Genomic DNA, 13718 nt, shown 5'->3' on the forward strand with positions numbered 1-13718 from the left:
GCGCAGAGCCTGCCCGTCGCCCGCCCGGCGTCGGTGCCTCAGCGGCGGATGCGTTTGACGATGTTCTCGATGTCGGAGCCGAACGCGTTCTCCGTCGTCAGGTAGGTCCACGTCGACGACGGGCGTTTGAGCCCGTGGGAGACGAGGTCGATGCCGTCGGCGGTGAACTCGGCCTCCTCGACGGTGGTCACGGAGTCGTCGAGGACATCGGACCAGAACGAGGAGAACACGCGGATCGACTCCGTGTTGAACGCCTCGTGCGGCTTCTCCTTGGCGAAGGTGCGCAGGTGGATGCCCTCACGCAGGTCGTTGAGGAACGCGAGGTGGTCGACCCAGCGGGCGTCGAGGTGGAAGAGCAGGACCTCCCGCAGGCTCTCGTCGACGACCTCGGGGGAGTGCGCTTCGGCCAGCTCCTCGGCCTTCTCACCGAGGCGGTCCTTGAGTTCGGTGATCGCCGCGTCGTCCGTCCGCAGCTCTCTGCGCCGGGCGAGGACGAGTTCGCGCTGCTTGGCCATGAGCTCGTTGAAGCGCCACGTGTCGCGGTGCAGGGCCGTGTTCTGGCCCTCGGCGATGCGCTGGGCGTGCTCGACGAGGGTGAGCGCCCGCTTCGAATCGATCCATCCGGTCTCGTCGCCTTCGGAGACGAAGCGCTGGATCTCCGGCACCCGGGTGAGGAGTTCGTCCTCGAGGCTGGTGAAGAACACCGAGGTGCCCGGGTCGCCCTGCCGGCCCGCACGTCCGCGCAGCTGATCGTCGAGGCGGGAGGATGGGTAGCGTCCGGCGCCGATGACGAGCAGACCACCGGCCTCGGCGACGGAGTCGTCGGCGAGCCGGATGTCCGTGCCGCGCCCGGCCATCTGCGTCGAGACGGTCACGGCGCCTGGCCGACCGGCCGCGCCGATGATCTCGGCTTCCGCGGAGTCGTCCTTCGCGTTGAGGACGGCGACCTCGACGCCGCGTTCGGTCAGGCGCTGGGCCAGGGATTCGCTCTCGGCGACCGAGGAGGTGCCGATGAGCACGGGACGATCCTTCGCATGGTTGTCCACGACCTCCTCGACGATCGCCCGCTCCTTCGACTCCTGGTACGTGTAGAGGCGGTCGGCTTCGTCCTCGCGGACGACGGGCAGGTGCGTGTCGACGGGCACGATCTCGAGGTCGTAGAACTCCCGCAGGTCATCGCCGACGGCCAGCGCCGTGCCGGTCATCCCGCACACCGTCGCATAGCCGTGGATGAGCTCTTCGACGGTCATCTGGTCGAGGATCTCGCCGCTCTCGGTGGTCGCGAGCTTCTCCTTCGCTTCGACGGCGGCCTGGAGGCCGTCTGGCCAGCGCTGGAGTTCGGCGACGCGTCCGCGGGAGGCGGAGATGAGCTTGATGCGTCCGTCGACGACGAGGTAGTCGATGTCGCGTTTGACCAGGGCCTTCGCGTAGAGGGCGAGGTTGACGGCGGCGAGGTCGGCGGCGCCGTTGCCGTAGAGTTCGACGTCGAGCTCCTCCTCGACCCGGGTGACGCCCGCATCGGTGAGGGAGACGGCACGGCGGTCGGGGCTGATCTCGTAGTCGGTGTCCGGGGTGAGGGTCTCGACGAGGGCGGCGATGCGCTCGTTGCCGTCCTCGATGCTCGAGGAGCCGGCGAGGACGAGGGGGACGCGGGCCTCGTCGATGAGCACCGAGTCGGCTTCGTCGACGATGACGACGTCGCGGTCGGTGACGCGGATGTCGTCATCGTCGAGGACGAAGCGGTCGCGGAGGACGTCGAAGCCGACCTCGGTGACCGAACCGTAGACGACCTCCGCCCGGTACGACTCACGTCGATGGTCGTCGTCCTGGACCGCCGAGATCGCCGCCGACGACACGCCGAGGAGGTCGAAGACCGGGTGCATCCACGTGCGGTCGCGCACCGCGAGGTAGTCGTTGACGCTGACGACGTGGACGCGGCGGCCCTGGAGGGCGTAGCCGGCTGCCGCGAGCGCCCCGACGAGGGTCTTGCCCTCACCGGTGGCCATCTGCACGATGTGGCCCTGGAGGAGGCCGATGAGTCCTATGAGCTGCGTGTCGTACGCGCGTTCGCCCAGGGTGCGCTCCGCGGCCTCCCGCGCGAGTGCGGCGTAGCGGACGAGAGTCTCACGAGCCGTGCCGGTCGCGAAGACCTCGGCGGCCGCCTCGGTGAGTTCGGCGTCGCTGAGATCAGCGAACTCGCGGGCCGCCTCGTCGAGTTGGGCCGTGGCCTTCTCGAACCATCCTGTGGCCTTCTCGGCCTGGGCGCCGGGGCGGTTGAGCAAACGGGAGAAGAGTCCCAATTCATCGTCCTTTACGTCGTTAGGGTCGCGACTGAAGTCTATCCTCGTCGGCGATCGGCCAGGATCCGTCGACGACGGCGTCGGCGTTTCCCTTCCGGCGCAGGAATGCCTGGAGATCGGCGGCCTGAGCGCGTTTCCATTCGCCCTGGGCGGCCATGATCTCCGGTCCCGTGAGTGCGGCGATTTCCGTCGACTTCATGGCCAATGCTCGGGAGATGTCCAGGGCCGCGCGCGCGTCGGCGGCGGCATCGTGGGCGTCGAGGAGGTCCACGCCCCACGCTTCGGCGGTGGCCGTGAGCGTGCGCTTGCCTCTCCGGTACCGGTCGACCTGCCGGTCGAGGACGAAGGTGTCGACGATCGCCGGCAGCAGTGCCCGCAGCTCGAGGTCGGGCCGGTGCCGGCGCACCTCGGCGTCGAGGACGCTCAGGTCGTAGACGATGTTGTGGCCGACGACGACGGCACCTTCGTCGCGGAACCCGGCCAGCGCGGTGCACAGGGCGGTGACGACCTCGACGGCCGGGGCGCCGTTTGCCTGCGCGTACTCCGTCGTGATGCCGTGGACGGCGCGGGCGGCCTCGGGGATCTCGACGCCGGGATCGGCCAGCCACATCTCCACCCGGTCGGGCTCCTCGACGAGGGCGGCGGTGACGATGCGCGCGGTGTCGGGGTCGACCCCGGTGGTCTCGAGGTCGAAGCCGATGAGCCGGGCCTGGGGCCACGGCACTTCTGCGCCGGGGCGTTCCCCGGTGTCCGGGGAGGCTGTGACGCCGGCGCTGTCGAGGGCGGCGAGCAGGTTGTCGACCGAGCGGGCGATGTTCTGCCCGTGGGCCGCAGTCTCGAGCGCAGCGGCGTCGAGGGACCTGGGGAGTGAGTCGAGGGCGATGCCGTGGTCGACGTCGGTCAGGCACGTCATGACCTCGACGGTGCGGGCGAGCATCTCCTCGGAGTCGACGATCGTCGTCGCGCGCTTCGGGCTCAGACCGCCGGTCTTCACTCCGGCCTTGGCCGCGGAGACGATTCCCGCGAGCGTCCCGAAGTTCGTCAGCAGGGTGGCAGCGGTCTTCTCCCCGATCCCCGCCGCACCGGGAAGGCCGTCGGAGGGGTCCCCGCGCAGGGCGGCGAGCTCACGGTAGCGGATGCCCGATTCGACGCCGTAGAGCTCCGGCAGGTCGGCCGCGGTGATCGCCTCCCATTCGCCGCCTTTGCGGGGGCGCAGGACGCTGACGTCACGGTCGGCGTCGAGGAGGGCGAGAAGGTCGCGGTCGGGGGAGACGATGACGACGGGGGTGGTCGACTCGGCCGCCATCGTCGCGATGACGTCGTCGGCCTCGGTGCCGTCCGCCTCGGCGATGGGAATGCCTGCGGCAGTGAGCACGGCCCGCAGGATCGGCAGCTGGGCGTCGAGCTCCGGTGGGATCTCGGTGCCCGCCTCCTCGTCCTTGATGCGGGCGGCCTTGTACTCGGGCATGATCGCGGTGCGGAACGCCGGGCGCCAATCGGCGTCCATCGTCGCGACGACCCGGGCGGAGGAGAAGCGGCGGATCATCTGGGCGATCGCGTCGAGGACTCCGCGGACCGCGTTGACCGGCTGACCCTCATCGTTGACGATCGAGTCCGGCACCGAATAGAAGGCGCGGTAGTAGAGCGCGGGCGTGTCGACGAGTACCAAAGGCTTCACAGTCCCCGACCCTACCCGAGACTCCTGACGCGGATGCGCGCGCAGGTCGTGAGCAGGTGTAGCCTGTCGGCTGTGAATATGTACTACGGCGGAGACGTCTACAGCAGCGCCGACCCCTTCGCGACTGCCCTGGGCACCGCGGATGGGACCGTGAGCTTCATCGGTTCGGACGAGGCGGCCCTCGCCCTCGACCCGGCCGCGGCCGACCTCGGCGGGGACTTCCTCGCCCCCGGCTTCGTCCATGCCGGGCTCGTGCTCGGTCCGGATGCGCCCACCGCGGCAGACCTCCACGCCCGCGGGATCATGCACGTCCACGTGCTCGGCGACCCGGCCGCGATCGAGCGCTTCTCGGCACAGGCCCCCGACGAGCTGCGGATCATCGGCTATCCGGATCTCGCTGCGGGCGGGGAGCGGGCCTGGCTGCCGGCAGCTGCGCTGGTCGGTCTCGACACCCTGCCCGAGACCTCGCTCTACCTCGTCGTCTCGACACCGTCTGAGCTCGCCGCCGTGCTCGACCGGCTGAGCGAGTCCCCGGCGCACGCGCAGCGGTGGGGCTACCGTCTGCTGCTCGACTTCCCCGTCCCCGCCGAGAGCGTCGAGGCGCTCGGTCGGTCGGGGATCGCCGTCACCCTCGATCCCGGCCGCGACCAGCCCTTGGCGGCGCTGCTCTCGGCCGGTGCACAGGTCTCCCTGGCACTCGGCGACGACTCGCCGTGGGGCAGCGTCCGCTCGGCGGTCCTCGGCTCCGACGGGATCGGAGCGCGCGCGGCCTTCAATGCCGCGACCCGCTTCGCCCATCGTGCCGCCGGCAATCCCGAGGGCGGGGTGCTGCGCCCCGGAGCCGACGCCGACTTCGTGCGCTGGAGCGTCGAGCGGCTCGTCGTCCAGGTCGCCGACGCCCGAGTCGCTGCCTGGAGCACCGACCCCCGGTCGGGGACTCCGGGACTGCCGGAGCTCGCTGCCGACGTGGCGCTTCCCACACGCGTGGGCTGATGTCGATCCGACACGCCGATGAGTGAAAGTTTTTTCGCTCCGGTAACTTGCCCCTCACCTGCGATTTCGACCATTCTCCCAGGTGAGAGTGATTTTGCCTGAAGCTCAAGTGCGATTAGATTCGTCGTTGACATTCCACCGCGCGTGGGATGGAGCCGACGCTCCTGTCATTAGATAACTCGCTGTGCTCTGCGGCTGTGATGCCCGGCACATCGTGGTCCGAAGGCGGGGGTGTCGGCTCATTGTTTCCCCCTGTGCGGGCGTAGGGTGGGGGCCGTGATTCCAAAGATCCTCGTCGTCATCCCCACATACAACGAACGGCTTGCCCTGCCCGTGACCCTCGCCGGTCTCTTCGAGCATCAGCCCGCAGTCGACGTCCTCGTCGTCGATGACGGCTCCCCGGACGGCACGGGGCAGTGGGCCGACGAACTCGCCGCGAGCGACCCGCGGGTCAATGTCCTCCATCGCAGTGAGAAGTCCGGGCTCGGCATGGCCTACATCGCCGGTTTCGCGTGGGCGCTCGAGCGCGACTACGAGATCATCTGCGAGTTCGACGCCGACGGCTCCCATCGTCCCCTCGACCTCGGTCAGCTGCTTGCGCCGGCCCTCGCGGACGAGGCCGACCTCGTCATCGGCTCCCGGTGGGTGCGCGGCGGGGCGATCGTCGACTGGCCGCGCTCGCGCTTCCTCCTCTCCCGCGGCGCGAACCTCTACGTCGATGCGGCGATGGGCCTGGGTGTGCGCGATGCCACGGCCGGGTTCCGCGCCTACCGGAGGGTCGTCCTCGAATCCCTCGACCTCTCAGGGGTGCAGTCCCAGGGCTACTGCTTCCAGATCGACATGACCGGCCGCACGGTCGATGCCGGGTTCCGCGTCCTCGAGGTCCCCATCGTCTTCGTCGAACGCGAACTGGGGGAGTCGAAGATGAGCTCCTCGATCATCTCCGAGGCCTTCACGAAGGTCGCGGGGTGGGGTCTGGCCCGACGCGGACGCCAGCTCAAGAGCCTGCTCGGCCGCAGGAGAGCCTGACCGGAGCAGCGGCAGCCGACACAGAGTCGGCAGACAGCACGAGGGGTGCCGGTCGATCGACCGGCACCCCTCGTGTGTGTGGAATATCAGCTGTTCGCGGGAACCTCACCGCGGCGAATCGCCAGGCGCTCGTCGAGGAGGACCTGGAGTTCGTCGAAGGACCGGCGCTCGAGGAGCATGTCCCAGTGCGAGCGCACGTGCTTCTCGGGTTCCCCGTCGGGTTCGTTGACGCCGACGCGCACACCGATGCCGTGGATGCCCGAATCCCATGTCGAGGGGACTTCCGCTTCGATCGAGAACGGAACCTTGAACCGGGTGCCGTCCTCGCATTCGAATTCGACCATCTGTCGGGGCGCGGGCTCGACGCCCTCCTCCGACTCGAGGCTGCGCGAGCCCAACTGCGTTCCGCGGAGACTGCGTTCGCTCATATCTCTTCCCTTCCGACGCGACTGCCGAGACCGTACAAAGGCAACAGTCTACCGTCTTCGGCTATTCCCCTTCCGCCCCGGGATCCCGGCTGACAACCCGGTGAGGGATGACAGTGTCGTCTGGGCCAGCCGCACCTCGTCGGTGACGATCCCGTCGACGCCGAGGCGGGCGAGTTCGACCATGTCCGCGGGGTCGTCGATCGTCCACACGTGCACCGCGAGTCCGATCCGGTGGGCGCGGTCGACGAAATCCGCGGTGACCACAGGCACTCGCTTCCAGCGCATCGGGACCTGGAGGGCGTCGAGTCCCGGCGGGAGGCGGAGGAGTCCGCGGGCAGGCAGAAACGGCAGGGCACCCGCTGCGAACCGTGCCGTCTCCCCGGTTCCCGCCGAGGTGCGCACCCCGGGCAGAGCTCGCCGTAGCCGGGTAAGCGTCGTATCCGAGAACGACGCGAGGCGCAGGCGGTCCTCGACCCGGCGGGCCCGGACGAAGCGGATCATCGCGGCGATCGAGACCGGGGATTTGACGTCGATGTTCCACTCGACGTGCGGCAGGGCGTCGAAGAGCGCGCCGAGGCGGGGCAGGCGCCCGCCGTCGACGAGGTCGAGCCGATCGAGTTCGGCCGCCGACAGTTCGCGGATGAGGTGGGGGCGGCCGGCGATGCGGGACAGATCGGCGTCGTGCGCGGCGAAGAGCACCCCATCGGAAGAGGCATGGACGTCGGTCTCCATCCACCCCACCCCCGCCTCGGCGGCGAGGGTGAAGGCGGCCAGAGTGTTCTCGCTCGTCTCCGGCCAGCGACCGCCGCGGTGGGCGATGACCTCGGGCTGGGAATTCATGGTCCAATCCTAGGCTCCTGTTGAAATCGCGAACCGCGTCGACAACGATGGAGGCATGAGCCGAGAAGAAGAGCCCCTCGAACCCGACTTCGTCATCGATTCCACCAAACGGACCCCGACCCAGCGGGCACGGTCCGCAGCTGGTCGCGCCTACGGCGCTGCGAGCAGCGGGGTGAGGAATGTGCGCGAGGCGGCGAAGGGGTCGCGGCTCATCGAAGCCACCGAAGCAGGCGTGAACAAGGCGCTCGGCAATGTGTCCCACGCGATCGACGAGGCCGTGCGCAGCGGCAAGGTCGAGCGCGCCTTCGACAAGGCTCAGGAGACGGTGACGACCGGTGCCGACGGTGTGCGCCGCCTCATCGACAAGGTCTCGAAGAAGGACCCGAAGGATCCCGATCCGCGCTGAGAGCGTCGGCGAGATGCTCAACATGTGAGCGACCTCTCGTCCTCTTCGCGTGCCGCGGTGGAAATGTAACAGTTTGTTAACTAGACTGTCCTCTGGTAACGATCCGATAACTTGAGGCACGGTCAGCACTGTGCCGCTCATCGACACGAAGGACGGACAGTGGGCAAACACTCCTCGACCTCGACGAAGGGTTCGATCCTCTCCGCGCTCAAGCCGGGGAAGAAGCGCTCCGGTCGGCACACTCCGGAACCCGCATCCGCCGGCGGCGTCCTCGCCGCGGTCCGGTCCCGCCCCGTCCTCTCGGCGTTCGTCGTCCCCGCCGCGGCCACCGCGGCCGTCGTCGGTTCGAGCTTCGCGATGGTCCCCGGCGCCACGGACAACAACAGCCGTGTCGTCGCCGAGAGCCCCGTCGTCGTCGAGGTTCCCGCTGCCAGCCCGGCCGCCGATGAGAACCTGAAGAAGGCCGAGGACCAGGCGAAGGAGAAGCCCGGCAAGGTCTCGCTCGAGACGAAGACCCAGGCCCCGGAGCCGAAGCCCTCGACGTCGAAGTCCTCGTCGTCGGGCAGCGGAAAGTCGTCCTCGAAGAGCTCGGGCTCGGAGGACTCCGGTCCCTCGAAGTCGGGCAAGTCCGCCGGCACCTCCGGGGAGTGCCCGATGTCGTTCTACGGCGGCGGTGACGGCACCGACGGCGGACCGACCGCGAGCGGTGAGCGCTTCGATGCGAGCAAGCTCACGGCCGCCCACAAGTCGCTGCCGTTCGGCTCGAAGGTCAAGGTCACGAACAAGGCCAACGGCAAGACCGTGACCGTGCGCATCAACGACCGCGGACCCTACTCCGGTTCGCGCTGCATCGACCTCTCCGCGGCGGCGATGAAGGCCGTCGGCGGCACCGGGGCCGGAGTCATCCAGGGCAAGTACGAGGTCCTCTGAGACTTAGTCCGCCCACCGGGTCGGCGCCTCCCCGCATCGGGCCCGCTCAGCCATTGCGATCGAGAAGCTCGCGCGCTCTGCGTGCGAGCTTCTCGCGTACCTCGGCGGGGGAGACCACCTCGACACCGGGAACGGTGAGCAGCTGAGCCACCGCGACCTCGACCGATTCGAGGAGGATGACGAGTTCGCCGATCGGCCCGCCGTCAGGACCATCCGCATCGACCGCCCATGACCCGGCGATCGCCTCGGCGGTCAGAGGTCCCGGGATCGCACGGGAAAGGTCGGGAAGGTGCGCCTCAGCCAGTCGCAGCGTCACCGGAATCGTTCGGATGGCGCTGTCGAATCCGCGTTTCGCCTCCTCCCAATAGGACCCGAGATCGAAGTCCGGTGGACGTACTGCCCGCAGCCACCGCAGTCCGACGTCTGCGATCCGCGACACCCGATATGTGCGTGGCAGGCCGCCGGGCGGTTGGGCGATGACATACCAGCGACCGGCCTTGACGGCGAGGCCGAGCGGGATGACGCTGCGCCGCTTGGTCGCCTCGCCACGCACATAGGCGAAGGACAGTCCGCGCCGAGTCCGCAGTGCGGTGACGATCGTGCCGAGCGCCTCGGGAGCCTCCGGAGCGGAGAACCAGTCCGGGCCGTCGATCACGATGAGGCGGGCGAAGTCGGTGTCCGCCTCCGGTGCGGACGCGATCTTCGCGTGCGCGGTGGCTTGAGCGTCGCCGAGCCCGAGATCTCCGGCGGCGATCGATCCGAGGAGGACGGCGTCGAGTTCCTCCCGCGTCAGTCCCTGCAGCGGCGAGGTCCAGCCGCCGAGGAGACTCACTCCGCCGCCCGGACCCGACTCGGTGACGATGGGGACGCCGATGCGCGAGAGCTCGGCGAGGTCCCGGTAGATCGTGCGCTCGGTGACCTGAAGTCTCTGTGCAAGAGCTGCGGCGGTGATCGGCTGCGTGCGCGCGGAGAGGACGACGATCTCGGAGACGAGCCGGGCAGCCTTCATACATTCGGACTCTAGACGCCGCCACTGACAGGAGTTCTTCCCGCGCTGACAGAGGATGTCAGGGATGGTCGGTCAGACTCATTCCATGAGTACAGAGAACCCGACCCCAGAGACTACGACACCCCAGACGACGAACCCAGAGCCCACCGAATCCCTGCAGCCTGACGCACCTCGCACCGACCGTCCTCTGACGGGGAAGACCGCCGTCGTGGCCGGGGCCACGCGCGGCGCCGGACGGGCCATCGCCCTCGACCTCGCCGCGGCCGGCGCCTTCGTCTGGTGCACCGGCCGCTCGAGCGCCGACCGACCCTCTGACTACGGACGTCCCGAGACGATCGAGGGCACGCTCGACCTCATCCGCGAGGCCGGGGGAGACGGCGAGGCCGTCGTCTGCGACCACCTCGTCGACGCGGACCTCGCAGCCTTGGCGGGACGGATCCAGGCGGTGAGCGGGGCGATCGACATCCTCGTCAACGACATCGGGGGAGAGGCGTACGTGTCCTGGGGCGAGAAGCTCTGGACGGCCGACCCGGCAGCCGGCCGACGGCTCTTCGACGCCGGACTCCTCACCCACCTCAGCACCGCGAGGACGCTCCTGCCGCTGCTCATCTCCCGACCCGGCGGTCTGCACATCGAGATCACCGACGGCACGAGCGAGTACAACACGACCCACTTCCGGGAGGCCGTGTGGCTCGACCTGACGAAGACCGCCGTCAGCCGGCTCGCCTTCGGCCTCTCCCACGAACTCGCCGACTCCGGGGCGACCGCGGTCGCGCTCACCCCAGGGTGGCTGCGGTCGGAGATGATGCTCGAGGGCTTCGACACGCGCGAGGACACCTGGATGGCAGATTCCCTCGATCCCGCCCGCGAGGTGCCGCCTGTCGACTTCGCGATCTCCGAGACCCCGCACCTGCTCGGCCGCGGCATCGTGGCCCTGGCTGCCGATCCCGACCGGAACCGCTTCACGGGACAGACCCTTTCGAGCTTCGCCCTCGCCGAGACCTACGATCTGCGCGATGTCGACGGCACACGCCCCGACGCGTGGGGCTTCCTCGCAGCCAAGGAGACCGACCCTCACGCCGACCCACGGGCCTTCCGCTGACGGTCGCCGATGCCCGCGGACGTCTTCCCAAGGTCTGCGCGCATGGCTACTGTGTGTCCTACGCGCGCACGCGCACCAGCGACAGGGGAGTGCCATGGAGACAGTCGAGACCATCATCGTCGGAGCAGGACCGACCGGGCTGACCGCAGCGCGGACCCTGCAGGCGGCCGGGCAGTCCGTCCTCGTCCTTGAAGCCCGCGACCGGGTTGGCGGGCGCACGTGGACCGACCGCATCGACGGTCAGATGTTCGAGATCGGCGGACAGTGGATCTCACCCGATCAGACGGCGATCCTCGACCTCGTCAGCGAACTCGGACTCGAGACCTTCCCCCGCCACCGGGAGGGCGACAGCGTCTTCATCGCCCCCGACGGCACCCGCACCGTCTACGACGGGGGCATGTTCCCGGTCCCCGCGGCCACTCAGGCGGAGATGGAACGCCTCATCGGCCTCCTCGACGACCTCGCCGCACGCATCGGGGCCGAGGCCCCGTGGGACGCCGAGGATGCCGCGGAGCTCGACGCGATCTCGTTCCACCACTGGCTGCGGCAGCAGTCGGAGGACGAACTCGCGTGCGCGAACATCGGCATGTTCGTCGCCGGCGGCATGCTCACGAAGCCCGCCACTGCGTTCTCGGCGCTCCAAGCCGTCCTCATGGCCGCCTCGGCGGGATCGTTCTCCCACCTCGTCGACGATCATTTCATCCTCGACCGCCGGGTCGTCGGCGGGATGCAGCAGGTCTCCCAGCTCCTCGCCGCCGAACTCGGTCCCGAGGTCGTGCGCCTGAACAGTCCCGTCCGGCGCATCGACTGGTCCGGCGCCGAGGTGGTCGTGAGCACCGACGACGCCGACTTCGCGGCCACCGACGTCATCGTCGCCGTGCCCCCGAACCTCTACTCGCGGATCACCTACGTCCCGCACCTGCCGAGGCTCCAGCAGGTCTTCCACCAGCACCAGTCGATGGGACTCGTCATCAAAGTCCACGCCACCTACGACCGGCCGTTCTGGCGCGAGCAGGGACTCTCGGGGACAGGGTTCGGCTCCGGCCGTCTCGTCCAGGAGGTCTACGACAACACCAACCACGGGGAGGAGCAGGGGACCCTCGTCGGCTTCATCTCCGACGTCAACGCCGATGCGATGTGGGCGCTCGACGAGGAGGACCGCAAGCAGGCGATCCTCACAGCGATCGCGGACTTCCTCGGCCCCGAAGCGCTCACCCCACGGGTCTTCCACCTCTCCGACTTCGGGGCGGAGGAATGGACGCGGGGGGCGTACGCGACGAGCTACGACCTCGGCGGGCTCCACCGGTGGGGTCGGTACCAGAACGACCCGGTGGGACCGCTGCACTTCGCGAGCTCCGACATCGCCGGGCGCGGCTACCAGCACGTCGACGGCGCTGTCCGCATCGGACGGGCCACGGCTGAGACGATTCTCTCAGACGCGCACTGATCTGATTAGATGAGCCAATGACCTCGGCAACACCCGCACCAGACCGCCCCATCGACACCGACTCCGGACTGAGCGCAAAGGGGCTCTCAGCAGGAAAAGTCGGTGCGATCGGCGGCGCGATCATCGGCATCGCTTGCATCGCCCCCGCCTACACCCTCACCTCGGGGCTCGGACCCACGATCTCGGAGGTCGGCGTCCACACGCCGGCGATCCTCCTCATCGGCTTCGTCCCGATGCTCCTCGTCGTCTTCGGCTACCGCGAACTCAACTCGGCGATGCCGGACTCGGGGACGACCTTCACGTGGGCCACCCGCGCCTTCGGTCCCTGGCTGGGCTGGATGGGCGGCTGGGGGCTGATCGCCGCGACCGTCCTCGTCCTGTCCAACCTCGCCGCCGTCGGCGTCGACTTCCTCTTCATCCTGCTCAGCCAGATCTTCTCCGACCCCGCCATCGCCGACCTCACGCGGGTGCTGTGGATCAACATCCCGATCACCATCGCCCTCACCGCGATCGCCGCGTGGATCTCCTACCGCGGGGTCGAAGCCACCGAGAAGATCCAGGTGTGGCTCGTGGCCTTCCAGGTCATCGCGCTCGGCTGGTTCGTCATCGCCGCCCTCATCCACGTCGCCAACGGCACCGCCTTCGACGCGACCCCCGTGCGCCTCGACTGGTTCAACCCGGTCGCCGCCGGAGACTTCTCGACGGTCGCAGCCGCCGTGTCCCTGTCGATCTTCCTCTTCTGGGGCTGGGACACCGTCATCACGATGAACGAGGAGGCCAAGGACCCGGAGAAGACCCCGGGACGGGCAGCGATGCTGACGATCTTTGCGATCGTCGTCATCTACATCGCGTGCACGATCGCCGTGATCTCCTACGCCGGTGTCGGCACCGAAGGACTGGGCGCCGGCAACCCGGAGAACCAGGAATCGATCTTCGCGGCCCTCGCGGGACCGATCATGGGCCCCTTCGCGCTCATCGTCTCGATCGCCGTCCTCTCCTCCTCGCTCGCCTCCCTGCAGTCGACGATGGTCTCGCCCTCGCGCACGATCCTCGCGATGGGCCACTACGGGGCGCTGCCGCAGCGCTACGGCAACGTCTCCCCGCGGTTCAAGTCCCCGTCGGTGGCGACGATCACCTCGGCGGCCGCGGCGATCATCTTCTACGTCGTCATGCGCGTGCTCTCGGAGAACGCTCTGTGGGACACGATCACCGCGCTCGGGCTCATGGTCTGCTTCTACTACGGGATCACGGGTCTGGCCTGCACGTGGTACTTCCGGAAGTCGTTGTTCAACTCCGCCCGCACGGTCTTCTTCCGGTTCCTCTTCCCGCTCATCGGCGGGGCCACCCTGCTCGTCATCTTCGTCCGCACCGCGATCGACTCCCTCGATCCTGCCTACGGTTCGGGGTCCTCGGTCTTCGGCATCGGCCTTGTCTTCGTCCTCGGCATCGGGGTCCTCCTCCTCGGCGTCGTCATCATGATCATCCAGGCGATCCGGTACCCCGCGTTCTTCCGCGGTGAGACGCTGCGACAGGGCGTGGCGGCCAAGGACGCGTGA

General features: G+C 68.8%; 12 protein-coding genes. 7 read left to right on the forward strand and 5 right to left on the reverse strand.

Annotated elements, in window-relative coordinates:
* Positions 1-38: 38 nt before the first annotated feature.
* On the reverse strand, positions 39-2300 hold the full coding sequence (gene secA2, locus AACX88_RS03070; RefSeq protein ID WP_339391639.1) for an accessory Sec system translocase SecA2: 2262 nt from the start codon (positions 2298-2300) through the stop codon (positions 39-41).
* A 19-nt stretch (positions 2301-2319) separates the two neighbouring features.
* Positions 2320-3978, reverse strand: coding sequence for a 5'-3' exonuclease H3TH domain-containing protein (locus tag AACX88_RS03075; RefSeq protein WP_339391640.1), 1659 nt, complete (start codon positions 3976-3978; stop codon positions 2320-2322).
* 78 nt (positions 3979-4056) lie between these two features.
* On the opposite strand from AACX88_RS03075, the gene AACX88_RS03080 reads away from it, so the two are divergent.
* Together AACX88_RS03080 and AACX88_RS03085 are read left to right on the forward strand one after the other, a co-directional pair.
* Positions 4057-4971, forward strand: coding sequence for a metal-dependent hydrolase (locus AACX88_RS03080; RefSeq protein WP_339391974.1), 915 nt, complete (start codon positions 4057-4059; stop codon positions 4969-4971).
* 276 nt (positions 4972-5247) lie between these two features.
* Complete coding sequence (locus tag AACX88_RS03085) at positions 5248-6000, forward strand: polyprenol monophosphomannose synthase (protein WP_339391641.1); 753 nt, start codon at positions 5248-5250, stop codon at positions 5998-6000.
* 86 nt (positions 6001-6086) lie between these two features.
* Here the strand turns inward: AACX88_RS03085 and AACX88_RS03090 are convergent, their stop codons facing one another.
* A complete protein-coding gene (locus AACX88_RS03090; protein ID WP_339391642.1) occupies positions 6087-6428 on the reverse strand; it encodes an RNA polymerase-binding protein RbpA in 342 nt (113 codons plus the stop codon).
* Positions 6429-6476: 48 nt separating this feature from the next.
* The gene (locus AACX88_RS03095) at positions 6477-7268 is read right to left on the reverse strand and encodes a glycerophosphodiester phosphodiesterase family protein (protein WP_339391643.1); all 792 of its coding nucleotides are present in this window, start codon (positions 7266-7268) and stop codon (positions 6477-6479) included.
* A 55-nt stretch (positions 7269-7323) separates the two neighbouring features.
* Between AACX88_RS03095 and AACX88_RS03100 the strand changes: the two genes are divergently transcribed.
* Together AACX88_RS03100 and AACX88_RS03105 are read left to right on the forward strand one after the other, a co-directional pair.
* Positions 7324-7674 (forward strand): hypothetical protein, encoded by a 351-nt coding sequence (locus tag AACX88_RS03100; RefSeq protein WP_339391644.1) that lies wholly within the window; start codon positions 7324-7326, stop codon positions 7672-7674.
* A gap of 159 nt (positions 7675-7833) precedes the next feature.
* The gene (locus AACX88_RS03105; protein WP_339391645.1) at positions 7834-8604 is read left to right on the forward strand and encodes a septal ring lytic transglycosylase RlpA family protein; all 771 of its coding nucleotides are present in this window, start codon (positions 7834-7836) and stop codon (positions 8602-8604) included.
* 46 nt (positions 8605-8650) lie between these two features.
* Here the strand turns inward: AACX88_RS03105 and AACX88_RS03110 are convergent, their stop codons facing one another.
* The gene (locus tag AACX88_RS03110; RefSeq protein ID WP_339391646.1) at positions 8651-9613 is read right to left on the reverse strand and encodes a helix-turn-helix transcriptional regulator; all 963 of its coding nucleotides are present in this window, start codon (positions 9611-9613) and stop codon (positions 8651-8653) included.
* A gap of 85 nt (positions 9614-9698) precedes the next feature.
* Between AACX88_RS03110 and AACX88_RS03115 the strand changes: the two genes are divergently transcribed.
* The 3 genes from AACX88_RS03115 (at position 9699) to AACX88_RS03125 (ending at position 13718) form a co-directional block, all read left to right on the forward strand.
* A complete protein-coding gene (locus tag AACX88_RS03115; RefSeq protein WP_339391647.1) occupies positions 9699-10715 on the forward strand; it encodes an SDR family oxidoreductase in 1017 nt (338 codons plus the stop codon).
* Positions 10716-10809: 94 nt separating this feature from the next.
* Positions 10810-12162: a flavin monoamine oxidase family protein gene (locus tag AACX88_RS03120; protein WP_339391648.1), complete on the forward strand. Its 1353-nt coding sequence runs from the start codon at positions 10810-10812 to the stop codon at positions 12160-12162.
* Positions 12163-12179: 17 nt separating this feature from the next.
* Positions 12180-13718 (forward strand): APC family permease, encoded by a 1539-nt coding sequence (locus AACX88_RS03125; RefSeq protein ID WP_339391649.1) that lies wholly within the window; start codon positions 12180-12182, stop codon positions 13716-13718.

The sequence above is a fragment of the Brevibacterium metallidurans genome (genome assembly GCF_037101285.1).
Taxonomy (GTDB): domain Bacteria; phylum Actinomycetota; class Actinomycetes; order Actinomycetales; family Brevibacteriaceae; genus Brevibacterium; species Brevibacterium metallidurans.